Origin of the sequence: Pseudomonas sp. Sample_20 (genome assembly GCF_004307585.1) — a bacterium.
Taxonomy (GTDB): Bacteria; Pseudomonadota; Gammaproteobacteria; order Pseudomonadales; family Pseudomonadaceae; genus Aquipseudomonas; species Aquipseudomonas atacamensis.
This window is the reverse complement of the sequence record NZ_RCOA01000073.1, coordinates 21,637-43,234: the sequence shown is the minus strand read 5'-3', so window position 1 is coordinate 43,234 and position 21,598 is coordinate 21,637. Positions and strand designations below refer to the sequence as shown.

The 21,598-nt window shown below is 61.9% G+C and carries 9 protein-coding genes; 5 read left to right on the top strand and 4 right to left on the bottom strand.

Annotation, left to right across the window (positions count from 1 at the left end):
- The first annotated feature begins 32 nt into the window (after positions 1 to 32).
- Both D8U70_RS16170 and D8U70_RS16165 read left to right on the top strand, forming a co-directional pair.
- Positions 33 to 830 (top strand): transporter substrate-binding domain-containing protein, encoded by a 798-nt coding sequence (locus D8U70_RS16170; protein ID WP_122707220.1) that lies wholly within the window; start codon positions 33 to 35, stop codon positions 828 to 830.
- Positions 831 to 915: 85 nt separating this feature from the next.
- Positions 916 to 1,929, top strand: a complete 1,014-nt coding sequence (locus D8U70_RS16165) for a GNAT family N-acetyltransferase (protein ID WP_130929290.1) — start codon at positions 916 to 918, stop codon at positions 1,927 to 1,929.
- Positions 1,930 to 2,065: 136 nt separating this feature from the next.
- On the opposite strand, the gene D8U70_RS16160 is transcribed toward D8U70_RS16165, so the two are convergent.
- Positions 2,066 to 2,620 (bottom strand): RNA polymerase factor sigma-70, encoded by a 555-nt coding sequence (locus D8U70_RS16160; RefSeq protein WP_008088195.1) that lies wholly within the window; start codon positions 2,618 to 2,620, stop codon positions 2,066 to 2,068.
- A 370-nt stretch (positions 2,621 to 2,990) separates the two neighbouring features.
- Between D8U70_RS16160 and D8U70_RS16155 the strand changes: the two genes are divergently transcribed.
- The 3 genes from D8U70_RS16155 (at position 2,991) to D8U70_RS16145 (ending at position 18,194) form a co-directional block, all read left to right on the top strand.
- Entirely contained in the window at positions 2,991 to 15,989 is a 12,999-nt protein-coding gene (locus tag D8U70_RS16155; protein ID WP_130929289.1) for a non-ribosomal peptide synthetase, read from the top strand.
- A 192-nt stretch (positions 15,990 to 16,181) separates the two neighbouring features.
- The gene (locus D8U70_RS16150; protein WP_130929288.1) at positions 16,182 to 16,997 is read left to right on the top strand and encodes an alpha/beta fold hydrolase; all 816 of its coding nucleotides are present in this window, start codon (positions 16,182 to 16,184) and stop codon (positions 16,995 to 16,997) included.
- Positions 16,998 to 17,165: 168 nt separating this feature from the next.
- Positions 17,166 to 18,194 (top strand): ParB/Srx family N-terminal domain-containing protein, encoded by a 1,029-nt coding sequence (locus tag D8U70_RS16145; RefSeq protein WP_073472493.1) that lies wholly within the window; start codon positions 17,166 to 17,168, stop codon positions 18,192 to 18,194.
- Positions 18,195 to 18,224: 30 nt separating this feature from the next.
- Here the strand turns inward: D8U70_RS16145 and dsbG are convergent, their stop codons facing one another.
- From dsbG to dsbD, 3 genes are read right to left on the bottom strand one after another with little or no spacing between them, the layout of a single operon-like run.
- Positions 18,225 to 18,995: a thiol:disulfide interchange protein DsbG gene (dsbG, locus tag D8U70_RS16140; protein ID WP_095182173.1), complete on the bottom strand. Its 771-nt coding sequence runs from the start codon at positions 18,993 to 18,995 to the stop codon at positions 18,225 to 18,227.
- Positions 18,971 to 19,852, bottom strand: a complete 882-nt coding sequence (locus tag D8U70_RS16135) for a TlpA disulfide reductase family protein (RefSeq protein ID WP_130929287.1) — start codon at positions 19,850 to 19,852, stop codon at positions 18,971 to 18,973. Before D8U70_RS16135 ends, dsbG begins: the two co-directional genes overlap by 25 nt.
- Positions 19,852 to 21,585 carry a protein-disulfide reductase DsbD gene (dsbD, locus tag D8U70_RS16130; protein WP_130929286.1) on the bottom strand — a complete coding sequence of 578 codons (1,734 nt, stop codon included), beginning with the start codon at positions 21,583 to 21,585 and terminating at the stop codon, positions 19,852 to 19,854. Before dsbD ends, D8U70_RS16135 begins: the two co-directional genes overlap by 1 nt.
- Between the last annotated feature and the right edge of the window lie 13 nt (positions 21,586 to 21,598).

Below are 21,598 nucleotides of genomic sequence, written 5' to 3'. Positions count from 1 at the left end.
TGATCGCTATTTTTTTCGGGGAGTGGGGTGTTTTGAAGTCTTCGCCAATTCGGACAGCCGCCGGGCTGATGCTCGCCGCGCTGGCTGCGTTATGGGTATTGCCCGCTCAGTCAGCGCAATTGGTCCGGGTCGGCGCCGCGCATTTCCCGCCCTATACGATCCGCCCGGAAAACGGCGCCGACACCGGCCTGTTGCCGCAATTGATCGAGGCGCTGAACCGCTCGCAGAGCGACTATCAGTTCGTCCTGGTGCCGACCTCGATCCCGCGCCGTTTCGGTGATTTCAAGCAGGGTCGCATCGATATGGCGATCTTCGAAAATCCCGAGTGGGGCTGGAAGGACATTCCCCACGACGATGTCGACATGGGCCTGGAAGACGCCGAAATCTTCGTTGCACAACGCGAAGACGGCCGCCAGCAAAACTACTTCTCGAGCCTGTCGGGCAAACGTCTGGCGCTGTTCAGCGGTTATCACTACGAATTCGCCGACTTCAACGCCGACCCGAAATACCTCGCGCACAACTACAACGCCACGCTGACCTATTCCCACGACAGCAACCTGTTGATGGTCCTGCGCGGGCGCGCCGACATTGCCCTGGTCACACGTTCCTATCTGTTCGATTACCTGCTGCGCAACGAGAAAGTCCGCGATGAGCTGTTGGCTTCGCAGCGCACCGATCAGATCTATCACCATTACGCGATTCTGCGGCCAAGCGCTCCGATCACCGGCGACGCCTTCGGCAATCTGTTGCAGCGTCTGCGTGACAATGGCGAATTGCTGAAGATTTTCGAACCCTACAGGATTGCGGTAGTGCCGGTGCCGCATCACTGAAGCGCTGTTTTCGTCCCGCGCTTAAATTTCCCTTCCCGGCTCACGTCACTTCGTCGAACTGTCGACGATTACGTGAGCCCGACCCATGTCCAATCTGAATGACCTGACTGCCCTGGCATTGCCCTCGGGCAGTCAATTGATCGCTGATGCTACCGAGAGCCGCTTGAGCCTGAGCCTGGACGGGCAACCGCTGATTCGGCTGCGCCTGGACCGCGAGGCCAATGGCCCGATCCAGCTTGATGAACGTTTTGCCCTGCCGCCCGGGCAAGCCTTGTGGGCCGCCTGTTATTGGTTGTTCGCCCGTGACCCGGCGTGCCAGCAATTGACCTGGCAACTCGATCAGCCGCCGACCGAAGCCTTGCGCAGTGGTCTGCTGATCAATACCGAAGTCGCCGGAGAGTATCGCTGCGAGCGCACGCTGTTCTGGCAACTGCCGCAGCCGTGGCTGGGCACTTCACTGACCGGCAGCTATCCGCAGCAAATGGTCATCAGCCACGGCAAGCGCCATCCGCTGCGACCGGTGAAGCCGCGTGGTGAAGTCTATCGGCGTTTCGATGCGCGGCTCGGCGCATGGATTTCCTTGCGAACGCTGGAAATCGAGGAAGATCTGTCGCGCTTCAATCGCTGGCAGAACAGCCCGCGCGTGGCGAGTTTCTGGCAGGAGGAGGGCAGCCTTGAGCAGCATCGCGAATACCTCAACAAGCTCGATGCCGATCCGCACACGCTGACGCTGATCGGCTGTTTCGATGATCAGCCGTTCGCTTACTTCGAAGCCTACTGGGCCAAGGAAGATCGCATCGCGCCGTTCTACGATGCCGGCGATTACGACCGTGGCATTCACATGCTGGTCGGCGAGGAACGTCATCGCGGCCCGCACAAAGTGGCGAGCTGGTTATCGGCGCTGGTGCATTACCTGTTTCTCGATGATCCACGAACCCAGCGCGTGGTCGCCGAGCCGCGTGCCGACAACGCGAAGATGATCGGCCATATGCACAACCAGTGCTTTCACTGCGAGAAGGAATTCGATTTTCCGCACAAGCGCGCGGCGCTGATGATGCTGGGGCGGGAGCGGTTTTTTGATCGGTGCAGCCTGGCCTGATGCGTTCGGCCTCGGTATTGCGTTGAGTCTGAGGCCGCTTTCGCGAGCAGGCTCGCTCCCACACCGGATTTGTGTCATTCATCAAACCCTGTGGGAGCGAGCCTGCTCGCGAATGGCTTGACGCAGAATCCGGATCCTAACGACGCCCCGCAATCACCGCATCCCGCCGACTGCCCGAGACCTTGCGGCAGTGCACCAGCGCATCACGAATCATGAAGTTGACCAGGGTGGGCGATACGCCCAGTTCCTTGGCGATGTCCTTTTGCGGCACGCCGTGCAGACGGTACATCTCGAAGGCATAACGGGTGCGGCTGGGCAGCTCGGTCAGCGCATCGGCGATGTGTTCGAGGGTCGAGAAGTTGATGTGCGAAGTTTCCGGCGAAGCGCCCTGAATCACCACGTTCAAGCCTTCCTCTTCCGGGCCTGAGTATTTCTGTTCGAGCGCCTGCTTGCGGTAGTGATCGATGGCGAGGTTGCGCACGATCTGGAACAGGTAGCTCAGTTGAGCCTTGATCGACGACGTGATCGGCGGCGCCGATTGCAGTCGGAAAAACGCATCCTGAACCACATCTTCGGCACGAGACCTGCAACCGGTAATGCGGGCTGCAATCTTGACCAGAATCAGTCGATTGTCGACGAATGCCTGAAGTAGCGGTGAATCGCACCTGCTTGTGGATACTTGTTCCGTCATGGAAATCACCTTGCTGCCAATAGGTTAGTGGGAGGGCCTCGGGGGACGGCGCCGTCCTACACATCGAGCGACAAATTATGTTGAATGATAATGATTGTCAAATGAGAAAGAGAAGTAGTGCTGTAAGTCGATGTGTTTTGCGAACTGCGACACGCCGCCGCACCTTGGCCCCGCTGGACGTCGTGCCTGCCGACTAATTATTTCCACAGTCCATCCGTTCTCATTGGTGAATGGCCCGGGTGCAGATCCCCGGCCTCAGCGCATTCCGATGCCTTGCGCGGTCGGCACAGACCGCGCCCCGCACGCCTCTCGACAGGTGTGACGCAGCCACCCGATTCCACTTGCAAGCCGAATTCAGGCAGGAAACCTCATGACCGACGCGTTCGAACTCCCCAGCACCCTGGTCCATGCCCTCAAGCGTCGCGCAGTTCTGACGCCGGACCGACTGGCCTTGCGTTTTCTCGCTGAAAACCCGGAGCAGACCGTTGTGCTCAGCTATCGCGAACTGGATCAACGCGCGCGCACCATCGCCGCTGCGCTGCAGGCTCAGGCTGGATTCGGTGAGCGTGCGGTGTTGCTGTTTCCCAGTGGCGCGGATTACGTCGCGGCGTTTTTCGGCTGCCTGTATGCCGGTGTGATTGCGGTGCCGGCCTATCCGCCGGAATCCGCGCGTCGTCATCATCAGGAGCGTTTGCTGTCGATCATCGCCGACGCCGAGCCCAAGCTGTTGCTGACCAGCGCCGACCTGCGCGATGCCTTGCAACAAATCGACGGCGCGCCGCCGCTGTTGTGTGTCGACACTCTCGACAGCACGCTGGCCGAACAGTGGGTTGAACCGAGCCTGCCAGCCGAGCACATCGCCTTTCTGCAATACACTTCCGGCTCCACCGCGCTGCCCAAGGGCGTGCAGGTCAGCCATGGCAATCTGGTCGCCAATGAACTGCTGATCCGTCGCGGCTTCGGCATCGACGTCAACCCGGACGACGTCATCGTCAGCTGGTTGCCGCTGTACCACGACATGGGTTTGATCGGTGGCCTGCTGCAACCGATTTTCAGCGGCGTGCCGTGCATTCTGATGTCGCCGGCCTACTTCCTCGGCCGTCCGTTGCGCTGGCTGGAAGCGATCGCCGAATACGGCGGCACCATCAGCGGCGGGCCGGATTTCGCCTACCGTTTGTGCAGTGAGCGGGTCAGCGAATCGGCCCTTGAGCGCCTCGATCTGAGCCGTTGGCGCGTGGCCTATTCCGGTTCCGAGCCGATCCGTCTCGATACCCTCGAGCGCTTCGCGGAAAAATTCGCTGCTTGCGGTTTCAGCGACAACAGTTTCATGGCCTCGTACGGTCTGGCCGAGGCCACCCTGTTTGTCGCTGGCACACCGCGCGGCACCGGCATCCCGGCGTTGCGCATGGACGATCAGGCGCTGGCGCAAAACCGCGCCGAGCCGGGCGACGGCAGCGCGGTCATGAGTTGCGGCATCAGCCAGCCTGAGCACGCGGTGCTGATCGTCGAACCCAATACCCTCGAAGAACTCGCCGATAACGCCGTCGGCGAAGTCTGGGCCGCCGGCCCGAGCATCGCCCACGGTTACTGGCGCAACCCCGAAGCCAGCGCCAAGACTTTTGTTCAGCACGCCGGCCGTACCTGGTTGCGCACCGGCGACCTGGGTTTTATCCGTGACGGCGAACTGTTCGTCACCGGGCGCCTGAAAGATATGCTCATCGTCCGTGGCCACAACCTCTACCCGCAGGACATCGAGCAGACTGTCGAGCGCGAAGTCGAAGTGGTGCGCAAGGGCCGCGTGGCGGCGTTCGCGGTCACTCAAAACGGCGAAGAGGGCATCGGCATCGCTGCGGAAATCAGCCGCAGCGTGCAAAAAATCCTCGCGCCAGATGCGCTGATCAAAGCCATTCGCCAAGCCGTGGCCGAGGCGTATCAGGAGGCGCCAAGCGTGGTGGTGCTGCTCAATCCGGGCGCGTTGCCGAAAACCTCCAGCGGCAAACTGCAGCGCTCGGCGTGCCGCAATCGTCTGGCTGATGGCAGCCTCGACAGTTACGCGCTGTTCCCTTCGATCACAGCCGCAACGGAAAACGCGACCAGCAGCACTTCGGACCTTGAAGCGTTGATCGGGCAAATCTGGGCCGAGCAACTCAACGTCAAGCAGGTCAGTGGCGACGACCATTTCTTTCTGCTAGGCGGCAACTCGATCGCTGCCACGCAAGTGGTCGCGCGGGTTCGCGAAGCACTCGGTGTCGAGCTGAGCCTGCGCCTGTTGTTCGAAGCGCCAACCCTGTCTGCCTTCGCCGCCGCTGTGGCGCAGCTAAAACAGGACGGCGGCAGCGCCCAAGATGCAATCAGCACGTTGTCGCGCAGTGAGCCGATGCCGCAGTCGCTGGCACAAAACCGTCTGTGGATCACTTGGCAACTCGATCCACAGAGCAGCGCCTACAATATTCCCGGCGGCCTGCGCCTGCGTGGCGAGCTGGACGAAGACGCCGTGCGCAGCAGCTTCCAGCAACTGATCGAACGCCATGAATCACTGCGCACACGTTTCTTCGAACGCGACGGTGTGGCATTGCAGCAAGTGCTTGCCGCTGCCGCATTCAACCTGCAACTGATCGACATCAGCGACCTGTCAGCGCCAGAGCGTGAAGCCCGTGCCGAGCAGATTCGCGAAGACGAAGCGCGCACTCGGTTCGATCTGGAAAAAGGCCCGTTGCTGGCGGTGACACTGGTGCGTCTCGATGATGAAGAGCATCAGTTGCTGGTGACCCTGCATCACATCATCGCTGACGGCTGGTCGCTGAATATCCTGCTCGACGAATTCTCGCGTCTCTATGCCGCCGCTACCCAAGGTGCAACGGCGACGCTGGCAGCGCTGCCGGTGCAATACGCCGATTACGGCAACTGGCAGCGGCAATGGCTGGCGCAAGGCGAGGGCGAGCGGCAACTGGCGTACTGGAAAGCGCAGTTGGGCGAAGAACATCCGCCACTGGAACTGGCCACCGATCACCCGCGCTCGGCCAGACACAACCACAGCGCCACGCGCCACAGCGTGCGCTTGAGTACCGAACTCAGCGAGGCGATCCGCCAGACTGCGCAGGCCCACCAGGCCACGCCGTTCATGCTTCTGCTCGCTGCGTTGCAAAGTTTGCTGCACCGCTACAGCGGTCAGCGCGACATTCGCGTCGGCGTGCCCAACGCCAACCGTCCGCGCCTGGAAACCCAAAGCCTGATCGGCTTCTTCATCAATACCCAGGTGTTGCGTGCGCAGATCGATTCGCGCCTGACATTTGCCGAGCTGCTGAACCAGACCCGCCAAGCCGCACTCGGCGCCCAGGCCCATCAGGATCTGCCCTTCGAACAACTGCTCGAAGCGTTCCCGCAGGCCCGCGATCAGGGCTTGTTCCAGGTCATGTTCAACCATCAGCAGCGCGACCTCAGTGCGCTCAAGCGCCTGCCCGGTCTGCTCGCCGAAGAGCTGCCGTGGCACAGCCGCGAGGCCAAGTTCGATCTGCAATTGCACAGCGAAGAGGATCGCAGCGGTCGTCTGAGCTTGGCGTTCGACTACGCCAGCGAACTGTTCGATGCTGCGACCATCGAGCGTCTGGCCGAGCATTTCCATAATCTGCTCAGCGAGGTCTGCGAACAGCCACAGCAGGCCATCGGCGATCTGCGCTTGCTGGCCGCCAGCGAGCAGAATCAGCAGAAGGACTGGAGCGTCGCTCCGTGCACCCCGGCGCAACAATGGCTGCCGGAACTGCTCGAGCAACAATTGCGCAACACCCCGCAACGCACCGCGCTGGTGTGGGACGGCGGTAGTCTGGATTTTGCCGAGCTGCACGCGCAGGCCAACCGGCTCGCCCATTACCTGCGCGACAAAGGCGTTGGCCCGGACGTGTGCGTGGCCATTGCTGCCGAGCGTTCGCCGCAACTGCTGATCGGTCTGCTGGCGATCATCAAGGCCGGCGGCGCCTATGTGCCGCTTGATCCGGATTATCCGGCCGAGCGTCTCGCGTACATGCTCCGCGACAGCGGCGTCGAACTGCTCCTGACTCAGACGCAATTGCTCGAGCGTCTGCCGGCCAGCGATGGCGTCAGCGTGATCGCCATGGATGCCTTGCACCTGGATAAATGGCCGAGCCAGGCACCGGGCCTGCGACTGCACGGCGACAACCTCGCCTACGTGATTTACACCTCGGGTTCCACCGGGCAACCGAAAGGCGTCGGCAACACCCACGCCGCGCTGGCCGAGCGCCTGCAATGGATGCAGGACACTTACCGTCTCGACGAAACCGACGTGCTGATGCAAAAAGCGCCGATCAGTTTCGACGTCTCGGTGTGGGAATGCTTCTGGCCGCTGATCACCGGCGCGCGTCTGCTGCTTGCCGCCTCCGGCGAGCACCGCGACCCGCATCGCATCGCGCAACTGGTCCAGCAATACGGCGTGACCACGCTGCACTTCGTCCCGCCGCTGCTGGCGCTGTTCATCGACGAGCCGCTGAGTGCCGAATGCACCAGCCTGCGCCGGGTGTTTTCCGGCGGTGAAGCCTTGCCCGCCGAGCTGCGCAACCGTGTGCTGACGCAACTGCCGGCGGTGCAATTGCACAACCGTTATGGCCCGACTGAAACCGCGATCAATGTCACCCATTGGCACTGCACAACTGCCGATGGTGAGCGCTCGCCGATTGGCCGGCCGCTGGGCAATGTGGTCTGCCGCATTCTCGATGCCGATCTCAATCCGGTGCCGGCGGGTGTGGCGGGTGAGCTGTGCATCAGCGGCATCGGTCTGGCGCGTGGTTATCTCGGCCGTCCGGCGTTGACCGCTGAACGCTTCGTCGTCGACCCACTGGGCGAGCAGGGTGCCCGTTTGTACCGCACCGGCGACCGTGCGCGCTGGTCCTCGGATGGCGTGATCGAATACCTCGGCCGTCTCGATCAGCAGGTCAAACTGCGTGGCTTTCGCGTCGAACCGGAAGAAATCCAGGCGCGACTACTGGCGCAAAATGGCGTCGCCCAAGCCGTGGTGCTGGTGCGGGAAACCGCTGCCGGTGCGCAACTGATCGGCTACTTCACGGCGACCGATGCGCATGAAAATGCCGATGAGCAAATCATTCGGCTGAAAGCTGCCCTCGCTGCCGAGCTGCCGGAATACATGGTGCCCGCACAATTGCTGCGCCTTGACGCGATGCCGCTGAGCCCCAGCGGCAAACTCGACCGCCGCGCCTTGCCCGAGCCGCAATGGCAAGTGCGTGAACACGTCGAACCGGTCAGCGAACTGGAGCAACAAATCGCCGCGATCTGGCGCGAAGTGCTGGGTCTGAAGCAGATCGGCCTGCGCGATGATTTCTTCGCCCTCGGCGGTCATTCGCTGCTGGCCACGCAGATCATTTCACGCACACGTCAGGCCTGTGACGTCGAACTGCCGCTGCGCACCTTGTTCGAGCACAGCGAACTGGGCGATTACGCCGAACAGATTCGCCTGATCCAGGTCAGCGGCCGCACCAACCAACAGTTGCCGATCGCAAAAATCGACCGCAGCCAAGCGGTGCCGCTGTCCTATTCGCAGCAGCGCATGTGGTTCCTCTGGCAGATGGAACCGGACAGCCCGGCTTACAACGTCGGCGGCATGGCGCGCTTGCGCGGCGTGCTGCATGTCGAGCATTTCGAGGCGGCGTTGCAGGCGCTGATCCTGCGCCACGAAACCCTGCGCACTACCTTCCCCAGTGTTGACGGCGTCGCCCGCCAACAGGTGCATGCCGAGACCGGCGTGCGCATGGGCTGGAAGGATTTCTCCAGCCTGCCGGCAGAAGTCCGGGAGCTACAAGTCCAGCAACTGGCCGATGCAGAAGCGCACCAGCCGTTCGATCTGGAAACCGGCCCGCTGCTGCGTGCCTGCCTGGTCAAGACTGCCGAGCACGAGCATTACTTCGTCCTGACCCTGCACCACATCGTCACCGAAGGCTGGGCGATGGACATCTTTGCCCGTGAACTCAGTGCGCTGTATGAAGCGTTCGTCGATGAGCGCGAATCACCGCTCGCGCCGCTGCCGGTGCAATACCTCGACTACAGCGTCTGGCAGCGCAACTGGCTGGAGTCCGGCGAGCGCCAGCGCCAGCTCGATTACTGGACCGCGCAGCTCGGTCGCGAACATCCGCTGCTGGAACTGCCCGGCGACCGCCCGCGTCCACCGGTACAGAGCCATCAGGGCGAGCTGTTCCGTTTCGACCTCAGCGACGATCTCGCTGCGCGGGTGCGGGCGTTCAATGCGCAAAACGGTCTGACCCTGTTCATGACCATGACCGCCGCACTCGCCACGCTGCTCTACCGCTACAGCGGCCAGACCGACCTGCGCATCGGCGCGCCGGTGGCCAACCGCATTCGCCCGGAAAGCGAAGGGCTGATCGGTGCGTTCCTCAACACCCAAGTGCTGCGTTGCCAGCTCGACGGGCAGATGTCGGTCGGCGAACTGTTCGAGCAGGTGCGCCACACCGTGATCGAAGGCCAGTCCCATCAGGATCTGCCGTTCGATCACTTGGTCGAAGCCTTGCAGCCGCCACGCAGTGCGGCCTACAACCCGCTGTTCCAGGTGATGTGCAACGTGCAGCGCTGGGAATTCCAGCAGAGCCGCACCCTCGCTGGGATGACTGTCGAGTATCTGGCCAACGATGCGCGCGCGACCAAGTTCGACCTCAATCTGGAAGTCACCGACCTCGACCATCGCCTCGGCTGCTGCCTGACTTACAGCACCGATCTGTTCGACGAGCCGACCATCGAACGCATGGCCAGGCATTGGCGCAACCTGCTTGAAGCGTTGATCGCTGATCCGCAGCAACGCCTCAGCGAACTGCCGTTGCTCGACAGCACTGAGCAACAGCACCTGCTCGACAGCCTCGGCATCGAGCCGGGCGAGCATCGTCTCGATCAGTGCATTCATCATCTGTTCGCCGAACAGGCACTGGCGCGCAAAGACGCACCAGCACTGACTTTCGCTGGGCAGACCCTGAGCTACGCCGAACTCGATGCCCGGGCCAATCGTCTGGCCTGGGCGCTGCGTGAGCGTGGGGTCGGCCCGCAAGTGCGGGTGGGTCTGGCGCTGGAGCGTTCGCTGGAAATGGTCATCGGCCTGCTGGCGATTCTCAAGGCGGGCGGCGCTTATGTGCCGCTGGATCCGGAATACCCGCTCGACCGTCTGCATTACATGATCGAAGACAGCCGCATCGGCCTGCTGCTCAGCGATCGGGCGATGTTTCAGGCCCTGGGTGACTTGCCGTCAGACGTGGCGCGCTGGTGTCTGGAAGATGACAGCCCGGGATTGGCCGACTACCCGGCCAGCGAGCTGCCGTTTATCAGCCTGCCGCAACATCAGGCCTACTTGATTTACACCTCGGGCTCGACCGGCAAACCGAAAGGCGTGGTGGTCTCCCACGGTGAAATCGCCATGCACTGCCAGGCCGTGATCGAACGCTTCGGCATGCGCCCGGACGACTGTGAACTGCATTTCTATTCGATCAACTTCGACGCTGCCACCGAACGTTTGCTGGTGCCGCTGCTCAGCGGTGCGCAGGTGGTGCTGCGGGCGCAAGGGCAGTGGGACGCGGAAGAAATCTGCGGCTTGATTCGTGCGCATCGGATCAACGTCCTCGGCTTCACGCCGAGCTACGGCAGCCAGTTGGCGCAGTTCCTTGCCACGCAGAATGAAGTCCTCCCGGTGCGCATGATCATCACCGGCGGTGAAGCGCTGACCGGCGAGCATCTGCAGCGCATCCGCGCGGCATTCCAACCGGCGCAGTTTTTCAATGCTTACGGCCCGACCGAAACCGTGGTCATGCCGCTGGCCAGTCTGGCGCCGCAGGTACTGGAAGAGGGCGCCGGCAGTGTGCCGATCGGCAGCGTGATCGGGGCGCGAGTCGCCTACATTCTCGACGCCGATCTGGCCTTGGTGCCGCAAGGCGCGACCGGTGAATTGTTCGTCGGCGGCGCCGGTCTGGCTCAGGCCTATCACGACCGCCCGGGCATCAGCGCCGAGCGTTTCGTCGCTGACCCGTTTGCCGCTGATGGCGGACGCATGTACCGCACCGGCGACCTGGTGCGCCAGCGTGCCGATGGTCTGGTCGAGTATCTGGGGCGCATCGACCATCAAGTGAAAATCCGTGGCTTCCGCATCGAACTGGGCGAAATCGAAACGCGCCTGCTCGATCACCCTTCGATCCGCGAAGCGGTGGTGCTGGCGCTGGATGCGCCGAGTGGCAAGCAGTTGGTGGGTTACCTCGTTACCGATGTCGCCGGGCAAGGCGAAGCGCAACAGGCTGAACTGCGCGAAGCGCTCAAGTCGCACCTCAAGGCGCAACTGCCGGACTACATGGTGCCGACCCACCTGATGCTGCTGGCAAGCATGCCGCTGACCGCCAACGGCAAACTCGACCGCCGCGCCTTGCCGGCGCCGGATCCGCAGCTCAATCGTCAGGACTATGTCGCGCCAAGCAATGAGCTGGAGCAAACCCTGGCGCAGATCTGGTGCGATGTGCTCAACGTCAGGCAGGTCGGCCTCAACGATAACTTCTTCGAACTCGGCGGCGACTCGATTCTGTCGATTCAAGTGGTCAGCCGCGCGCGTCAGCAGGGCATTCACTTCAGCCCGCGCGACCTGTTCCAGCACCAGACCGTGCAAACGCTCGCCGCCGTGGCCAGCCGCACCCAGCAAGTGACGGCCGAGCAGGGCCTGGTGGTCGGCGAGTCGCGTCTGACGCCGATTCAGCACTGGTTCTTCGATACGGACATTCCCCAGCGCCAGCACTGGAATCAGGCGCTGTTGCTGGAACCGACTGCGCGCCTCAAGCCGCAACGATTGCAGCAAGCTTTGCTGGCGGTGATCGAGCAGCACGATGCCCTGCGTCTGCGTTTCACTGAAACCGATGATGCATGGCAAGCGACGCATCAAGCGCTGACGAATGAGGATGTGCTCTGGCAAGTCAGCGTCGATTCGCTGGATCGGTGCGAATCTCTGTTCGCCGACGCGCAACGCAGTCTGCATCTGCGCAACGGCCCGTTACTGCGCGCGGTGCTGGTCGATGTTGCGGATGTTCAGCAACGCCTGTTCATCGCCATCCACCACTTGGTCGTCGACGGCGTTTCCTGGCGCGTGCTGCTGGATGATCTGCAAACCGCCTATCGCCAGCTCGACGCTGCGCAGCCGCTGAAACTGCCGGCGAAAACCAGCGCCTTCAAGGACTGGGCCGCGCGTTTGCAGGCCTACGCCGGCAGCGAATCCCTGCGTGAAGAACTCGGTCGGTGGCAAACGCAACTGGCCGGGCCAAGCGCTGATCTGCCTTGCGAAAACCCGCAGGGCGGTAGGCAGAATCGCCATGCGCAAACCGTCAGCGTACGCCTCGATGCCGAGCGCACCCGACAGTTGCTGCAACAGGCACCGAGCGCTTACCGCACTCAGGTCAACGACCTGCTGCTGACCGCACTGGCTCGTGTGCTGTGCCGCTGGAGCGGCCAGCCCTCGGCGCTGATTCAACTGGAAGGACACGGTCGCGAAACCCTGTTCGACGAGATTGATCTGACCCGCACCGTCGGTTGGTTCACCAGCGCTTATCCGCTGCGCCTGACTCCGCACAATGTCGAAGAGGCCGCCGGGCAGGGCGCTTCGATCAAGGCGATCAAAGAACAATTGCGCGCCGTTCCGCATAAAGGTCTCGGTTATGGCGTGTTGCGTTATCTGGCTGATGACGGCTGCCGCCAGAACATGGCCGCGCTGCCGCAGGCGCAGGTCACCTTCAACTACCTCGGCCAGTTCGACCAGAGCTTCGGCAGCGATGCGCTGTTCCGTCCGCTGGATGAAGCGGTCGGTGCCGCCCACGATCCGCAGGCGCCGTTGCCCAACGAGCTGAGTGTCGACAGTCAGATTTACGGTGGTGAATTGCTGCTGCGCTGGACTTTCAGTGCCGAGCGTTACGAGGCGCAAACCATTAACGATCTGGCCGATGCCTACCTCGGTGAGTTGCAAAGCCTGATCGCCCATTGTCTGCAAGACGAAGCCGGCGGCCTGACGCCATCGGACTTCCCGCTGGCCAGACTGACTCAGGCGCAACTCGATGCGCTGCCGGTGCCGGCCGCGCACATCGAAGATGTCTACCCGCTGACGCCGATGCAGGAAGGCATGTTGCTGCACACCTTGCTCGAGCCGGGCACCGGTCTGTACTACATGCAGGATCGTTACCGCATCAACAGCGAGCTCGATCCCGAGCGTTTCGCCCAGGCCTGGCAAGCGGTGATCGCCCGTCATGAAGCACTGCGCGCGTCGTTCTGCTGGAACGTCGGCGAAGACATGCTGCAAGTGATTCACACGCCGGGGCGCACGCCGATCGAGTATCTGGACTGGAGCGCCGTCGCCGAGACCGAGCAGGAACCGAAGCTGCAAGCGCTGCTGAAAAGCGAGCGCGAGGCCGGGTTCGATCTGCTCAATCAGGCGCCATTCCACCTGCGCCTGATCAAGGTCGGCGCGGCGCGTTACTGGTTCATGATGAGTAACCACCACATTCTCATCGACGCCTGGTGCCGTTCGCTGCTGATGAACGACTTCTTCGAGATCTATACCGCCCTCGGTGAAGGTCGCGAAGCGCAGTTGAGCGTGCCGCCGCGTTATCGCGATTACATCGGCTGGCTGCAACGCCAGAGTCTGGCCGAGGCGCGGCAGTGGTGGCGGCAGAATCTGCAAGGCTTCGAGCGCACCACGCCGATCCCGAGCGACCGGCCGTTCCTGCGCGAACACGCCGGTGAAAGCGGCGGCATGATCGTCGGCGACCGTTACACCCGCCTCAATGTCGAGGACGGCGCACGGCTGCGGGAACTGGCACAGGCCCATCAACTGACCGTCAACACTTTCGCCCAGGCTGCGTGGGCTCTGGTTTTGCGGCGCCTGAGCGGCGATCGCGACGTGCTCTTCGGCGTCACCGTCGCTGGTCGGCCGGTAGACATGCCGGAAATGCAACGCACCGTCGGCCTGTTCATCAACAGCATTGCCCTGCGCGTGAAGATGCCGGCGGACGATCAGCGCAGCAGTGTGCGTCAATGGCTCAGCGCGTTGCTCGACAGCAACATGCAACTGCGCGAGTACGAATACCTGCCGCTGGTGAATATCCAGGAACAGAGCGAATTGCCCAAAGGCCAGCCGTTGTTCGACAGCCTGTTCGTCTTCGAAAACGCCCCGGTGGAAGTCTCGGTGCTTGACCGTGCGCAGAGTTTGAATGCGACCTCGGATTCCGGCCGTACCCACACCAACTTCCCGCTGACGGCGGTGTGCTACCCGGGCGATGACCTTGGCTTGCACCTGTCCTATGACCAGCGTTACTTCGACGAGTCGACGGTCGAGCGCATGCTCAGTGAGTTCAAGCGCCTGCTGCTGGCGCTGGTCGACGGCTTCCATGGCGACATGGCCGATTTGCCGCTGCTGGGCGACGAAGAACGCGACTTCCTGTTGCACGGTTGCAACCAGAGCGGCCATGACTATCCGCTGGAGCAAAGCTACGTGGCGTTGTTCGAAGCGCAGGTCGCGGCGCATCCGCAGCGCGTTGCCGCCAGTTGCCTCGATCAGCAATTGAGCTACGCCGAGCTGAACCACAACGCCAACCGCCTCGGCCATGACCTGGTCGCTGCCGGTGTGCGCATGGATCAACCGGTGGCGCTGCTGGCCGAGCGTAATCTCGATCTGCTCGGCATGATCATCGGCAGCTTCAAGGCCGGCGCTGGTTATCTGCCGCTGGATCCGGGCCTGCCGAGCCAGCGTCTGAGTCGCATCATTGAGCTGAGCCGCACGCCGTTGCTGGTGTGCAGCGCAGCCTGCCTTGAGCAGGCGCATACCTTGCTCGAAGAGTTTGGCTGTTCGAATCGTCCGCGCCTGCTGGTGTGGGAAGAGGTGCAGTCGTCGGCGGCAGCGACGCACAATCTCGGCATCCACAGTGGCCCGGACAATCTCGCCTATGTGATCTACACCTCGGGTTCGACCGGGCTGCCTAAAGGCGTGATGGTCGAGCAGCGCGGCATGCTCAACAACCAGTTGAGCAAACGCCCTTACCTCGACTTGAGCGAGGCCGATGTGATCGCGCAGACCGCCTCGCAAAGCTTCGACATTTCCGTCTGGCAGTTCCTAGCCGCGCCGTTGTTCGGCGCACGGGTCGACATCGTGCCGAATGCGATTGCCCACGATCCGCAAGGTCTGCTGGGCCATGTGCAGGCGCAGGGCATCACCGTGCTGGAAAGTGTGCCGTCGCTGATTCAGGGCATGCTTGGCTCCGAGCGTCTGAGCCTCGACGGCTTGCGCTGGATGTTGCCGACCGGTGAAGCGATGCCGCCGGAACTGGCCCATCAATGGCTGCTGCGTTACCCGGACATTGGTCTGGTCAATGCTTACGGCCCGGCGGAATGCTCGGATGACGTGGCGTTCTTCCGCGTCGACATGGCGTCGACGCGCGGCAGCTATTTGCCGATCGGCACGCCGACCGACAATAACTTGCTGTTCGTGGTCGATGGCGCGCTGGAACTGGTGCCGTTGGGCGCGGTGGGTGAGTTGTGTGTCGCCGGGATCGGGGTCGGTCGCGGTTATGTCAGCGATCCGTTGCGCACCGCGCCGGTGTTTGTGCCGAATCCGTTCGGCGCGCCGGGCGAACGCCTGTACCGCACCGGTGACCTGGCACGGCGCCGCACCGACGGCGTGCTGGAATACGTCGGCCGCGTCGATCATCAAGTGAAGATTCGCGGCTACCGCATCGAGCTCGGTGAAATCGAAGCGCGCCTGCATGAACAACCGGAAGTGCGCGACGCGGCGGTTGCTGTGCAGGAAGGCGTCAACGGCAAGCATCTGGTGGGCTACCTGGTCGCGGCCGATGCGGCGCTCAATCCGGGCGAACGCCTGGAGCGGATCAAGCAGCGCCTGCGCGCCGAACTGCCGGAATACATGGTGCCGCTGCACTGGCTGTGGCTGGAGCAAATGCCACTCAATGCCAACGGCAAACTCGACCGCAAAGCCTTGCCGGCACTGGAAATCGGTCAGTTGCAGAGTGCGGATTATCTGGCGCCGCGCAATCAACTGGAGCAGACCCTGGTTGATATCTGGGCTGAGGTGCTGAAAGTGGAAAAGGTCGGCGTGCGCGACAACTTCTTCGAACTGGGCGGGCATTCCTTGCTGGCTACGCAAATTGCATCGCGGGTACAAAAAACCCTGCAACGCAACGTGCCGCTGCGCGCGATGTTCGAATGCAGCACGGTGGAGGAACTCGCCGAATACATCGATGGGCTGGCGGCCAGTGACATTACCGAGGAGAAGGTTGATCGGTTGAATGATCTGATGGCGGAGCTGGAGGGGCTGTAGTTCTTCAGCGCCTGGGCCGGCCTCTTCGCGAGCAGGCTCGCTCCCACACAGGATCTGTGGTGTTTACAAAACCCCTGTGGGAGCGAGCCTGCTCGCGAATGGCGTCTGTACATTGCCGTACATTTCCATCCTTGACGATCAACAACCGGCAGCTCAGTCTGCCGGTTCTGTTTTTTCTCGCGGAGGTGGTCGATGCCCTTTTTCACGGTTGACGGACAAGCACTGCACTACATTGATCAAGGCTCCGGCCCCGCCGTGTTGCTGGCCGGCAGTTACCTTTGGGACCAAGCGATGTGGGCGCCGCAGATCGCCGCGCTGACCCCGCACTATCGCGTCATTGCCGTGGATCTGTGGGGGCATGGCGAGTCCGGCAAGTTACCCGAAGGCACAACCTCGCTGGACGACATTGCCCGTCAGACGCAGGCCTTGCTCGATCATCTGGACATTGATCGCGTCACCCTCGTCGGACTATCCGTCGGTGGCATGTGGGGCGTGCGTTTGGCACTGTCCGCACCGCAACGTCTCAACGGTCTGGTGCTGATGGACACCTACGTCGGCGTCGAGCCGGAACCGACCCGGCAATATTACTTCTCGTTGTTCAAGCAGATCGAAGACAGCGGCACTATCTCCGAACAATTGCTCGACATCGTCGTACCGATCTTCTTCCGCCCGGGCATCGACCCGCAGTCGGCGCTGTATCAGGACTTCCGCGCGAAATTGAAGAGCTACTCGCCCGAGCGTCTGCGCGACAGCATCGTACCGATGGGACGCATCACGTTTGGCCGCAACGACCTGTTGCCACGTCTGAGCGAGCTGAACCCGGCGACGACGCTGGTATTGTGCGGCGATCAGGACAAACCACGGCCACCCTCGGAAGCCCGGGAAATGGCTGAATTGATCGGTTGCCCGTGCGTGCTGGTACCGGAGGCGGGGCATATCTCCAATCTGGAGAATCCCGAGTTTGTCACTGAGGCACTGCTGGCGTTTCTGGCCGAGCGCAACCGCTAGACCGAGTGAATTCCAATCGCGGGCAAGCTCGCTCCCACAGTTAACCGCATTCCTTCAGCATGAATGCAATTCCTGTGGGAGCGAGCCTGCTCGCGAAGGGGCCTCTCAGGTCACCATGCAATCACGAGTGTGAAACTCATCTATAAAAGCATTTGATAAGGGAATGACGTGCAACAGTTCTGGTGGCGTGACCTCAGGGATCTTGAGGACAAGTGGGTTGGGTTGAGTATTGAGGTCAACCGACCGAAATCAAGCAAACCGCCGCTTCATCTGCAAAGTGGTAACAACGGGCGGATGAAGTTGATGCTCAATGAAAGCCCACTCTTCTGGGCGACCATTGCCACCTCATATTACGGTGCTTGGCTGGTTCGCAATCCGCGGCCCGTTCAACTGGAATCGCCATCCGTGCCACCCATCGGTTCGGCTGACGTTCAGGAGCACTTTGAATTACCCGTCCAAGAGCGCTTCCCGCGCTGGTGTCGTTATTTCATCAACCAGTTGATGAACAATCAGGCGGACTTTCTCTATCCCGGCCACTGGGTGGCGCGCCCTTTATTGCCAGCAGTTAGCCGATACAAACCCGTTGCCGGTCCGGATGGCTGGTATTTTTCCACCCCGGCCGAGGCGTCCAGCCATCTGCCCAACTGGTACGCGCGCGGCGAGGGCATTCTCGACAATGTGCAACCGCACACCGTGCATTGGCTTGATTGGGATCTGGGGCACTTGATCGGGCTGCACACGGTGGACCCTTTGGCAGGTCGCCTCAAATGGTGGCGCAAAAAAGCCAGGGAGGGCAGCTTGCCGCCGATCCTGCTCTGGTATGTGGGCGGACTGTGTTCTTACGTGGTCATCGATGGACATTACCGATTGCAGGCCGCGCTCGATGAAGGTGTCAAACCTGATTTCATTGTCCTGAGCTCGACCAAAGCCCAGCAAATCAAACCATGCGAAGTAACGCAACAACGCGTGTTCAGTTCGTTGATGTTGCAAAACGCGAGAAACCCCAAGTTCAACGTTCACACATTCAATCAGGCGCTGATCAATACGTTTGACGACCGTCCCTGGCATTGGGCAGGGACGCACGCTTGGGCCGGTATTCCTTCAGACCAAGCGTGGTGCGCTGAGGTGACAAGCTTTCTCACGGAACAGGGAAACACCGAGCACTTGCAGGACATTATCGAGCGGTGTGAGTACTGATAGACCCGCACCGGTCAGTGGTTGTGAAGACTATTTCGGCCCGAGAATCTTCACCAACTTGTCCGGCGAGGGCGCGCCTTGCTGTTGTTGCAACTCGCCTTTGTCGTCCATGTAGAAAATCGCCGGGGTGGCTTGCAGTTCGAGGTCTTCCATCAACTGCATGTTCGCCGCGAGTCTGGTTTGCACGGCGACCGGGATGTCTTTCAACGCCTTGAGGGCGCTGCCCTTACCGGCGCTCTCATGATCTTGCAGGGCTTTGGCCGGGTCTTTCGCCGCCAGCAGCGCGGCTGATTTGCCCGGGCTGTCTTCGCGGATGATGCCGACCATGATGTGGCGCAACTGCACTTTGCCGGCCTTGACCCATGGCCGCGCCTGTTCCCAGAACATGTTGCAGTAGGGGCAATTCGGATCGCTGAACAGGTACACCGTGCGCGGTGCATCCTTGTTGCCGTCCTGAATCCAGTTGCTCGCCTCGAACTTGGCCCAGACTTCCTTGGACATCGGCGCGTAGACCAGTTTCTGCAAGGGCTCGCTGCTCAGATCCTTGCCGTCGGCGTCGTACAGATTACCCACCACGACGTGTTTGCCGTCCGGAGTCAGGTACAGCGCCATGCCGCGATTCTGGTATTGCGCGGCGTACCCGCGCAGGCCATCGGGGGCGTCGAACTGGCCGACGATTTTCGCGCCCTTGGCTTCGATCTTTTTGATTGCGGCGGGCAGTTCTTCAGCAGCCTGCACCGACGGCAAGTGCAGCAGGGCAGTGCCCAGGGTCAGCGTCAGCAGGTGGCGGAGGCGGGGCATGGCAGTTTCCTTGCAGAGTTGGCCGGGGCAACGGCCTGATTCGGGCTTGAAGGCGAAGTGTCGAAGGTTTCCAGGGCGCGGGCGAGGCTGGCGTTCGACAGTTCGCCGAGGTGACTGGTCAGCAAGCGACCGTCCGGGCTATAGAACAGCGTAGTCGGTAACGCCATGGAACCCACGGCCTGACCGAGACGGCCGCCGCGGTCGAACAGCACGTTGTTCAGGCTCAGGCCCTGGGTTTCTAGGAACGTGGCCACGCTTTGCATGCTCTCGGCCTGATTGACGAACAGAAACGTCAGATCAGGGCGCTGTTGCTGGGCATTCTCCAGCACCGGCATTTCTCGCCGGCACGGCGGGCACCAGGTCGCCCACAGGTTGATCACCAGCGGGCCGCCCTGATAGTCGCTGAGCTTGATCTTTTCCCCGGCGGCGTTGCGCAGGGCAATATCCGGCAGCCGGGTGCCCTGTTCGTAGATATTCAGCGACAGGGTGGCAAGCAGCCAGAACGCCACGCCACTGACCACGCCGAAGCCCAGCGGACGGCGCAAAGCGGGCCGGCGCCAGCCGCGATACAACGCCGCCAGCAGCAGCACGATCACTCCGGGCCAAGCGAGGAAACCGCCGTCGCGCAGATCGATGATCTGCCACGGGTCATTGCGATAGTGCGACCAGTACAGCGCGACAAACGCAATGCGCGCCGCGAGCATGCCCAGCAAGAACAGGCTGAACAGCGCTGACTCGGGGTTATCGCCGCCGCGCTTGGCCACTCGCCAGCCGACAAATGTCGCCAGCGCCAGAGCACTGATCAGCAGCAGGTGGTTGAGCGCGATGGCGAAGGTGCCGAGGGTGAACGTCAGCATCAGTTGGCATCTCGGGTGGCGGACCAGCGTTGCAGGAAGGTGTCGGCATCGACCTCGCCGGTGATGCGCTGGCTGCGGCGTTCTTCGCCGTCAGCGCCGATCCAGATGAACGTCGGCGGCCCCGGCACCTTATAGCGATTGAGCAGCTCACGGCTCGCAGCGTTGTCGGCGGTCACATCCAGGCGCAGCAGGCGCACATCGCTCAGGGCCTGCATGACCTTGGCTTCACCGAACACCTTCTTCTCCATGACCTTGCACGACACGCACCAGTCGGCGTAGTAATCGAGCAGTACCCACTGGCCTTGAGCCTTGGCTGCATCGAGTTCGCGTTGCAGGGCGGCAGGTTCCTTGATCGTGGTGAAGGAATCGTGACCCGTCGGCGCCGCGCTGGCGACAGGGCCGGCGCTGTAGACCTGCAATGGCTGATACGGATCATCACTGCCGCCCGCCGCACCGATCACCAACAAGCTGCCCCACAAACCGAGCAACAAGGACAGGGCGCCAAACATCTGCGCGACGCGGCCAAACCCTGCGGATTGTTTCCAGGCGCTGTAAGCGGCGATCAACAGCAGAGCGCCGCACAGCCCCAGCCACAACGACGGGTCCAGTACCGGGCGCAGCATCAACAATGCAGTGGCAAGAAAGAGGAAGCCGAATATGCCCTTGAGCAGATTCATCCACGCCCCGGGTTTTGGCAGGAAGCGGTTGCCCACGGTGACCAGCAGCAACAGCGGCAGACCGATGCCGATGCCCAGTGCAAACAGAATCAGACCGCCGTGCAACGCGTTACCGCTCTGTGCGATGTACAGCAGCGCGCCGGCCAGTGGCGCGGTCATGCACGGCCCGACCAATAGACCGGACAATGCGCCCAGCACGCCGGCGCCGATCAGGCTGCCGCCGCTGCGGCTGCGCGACGCATGTTCAAGACGATCACGCAGGGCCACCGGCAGTTGCAGCTCGAAGAAGCCGAACATCGGCAATGCCAGCACCACGAAAATGGCGGCAAATGCTCCGAGTAACCAAGGATTCTGCAACCACGCCTGCAGGTTCGCACCGAGCAGCGCAGCAATTACGCCCATCGCCGCATAAACCAGCGCCATGCAGATCACGTAGCTGCAGGCCAAGGCAAAACCGCGCCGTGGTGTGGCGCCACTGCCGACAATCATCCCCGCCAGAATCGGCAGCATCGGCAGCGAACACGGGGTAAACGCCAACAGCAGGCCGAGTCCGAAGAACACCAGCAAGCTCCAGCCCAGCGCCCGTTGTTGCAGACTGCTGGCCAACGCCTGATCCGGGGCTTCAGCGCCTGTTGTTGCTGCGGCTTTGCCACCCAGATCGATCACCCTGGTTTGCGGTGGATAGCACAGACCGGCATCGGCGCAGCCCTGATAACTGACCTTGATCTGACCGCTGGCGGCCGCCGGGATTTTCACTTCCAGGCCTTGGCGATAGACCGGCTGCTCGCCGAAGAACTCATCGCTGTGGGATTCGCCTTCAGGCAACACTGGCTGCTGGTCGGCGGCCAGTCCGTCGAATTTCAAACGTTTCTGATACAGGTAGTAGCCGTCAGTGATCTGCCAGAACAGCTGGGTTTCGCCCGAGTCCAGACGCTCGGAGGTGAGTACGAATGCCTTGTCGACGGGTAAAAAATCCGGCTTGGACTCGAACGGATTGTTTCCGGCCTGAGCCAGACCGGAAACCAGTAGAGCAAACAGAAGAAAAAAATGACGCATGGAGGAGCCTTGT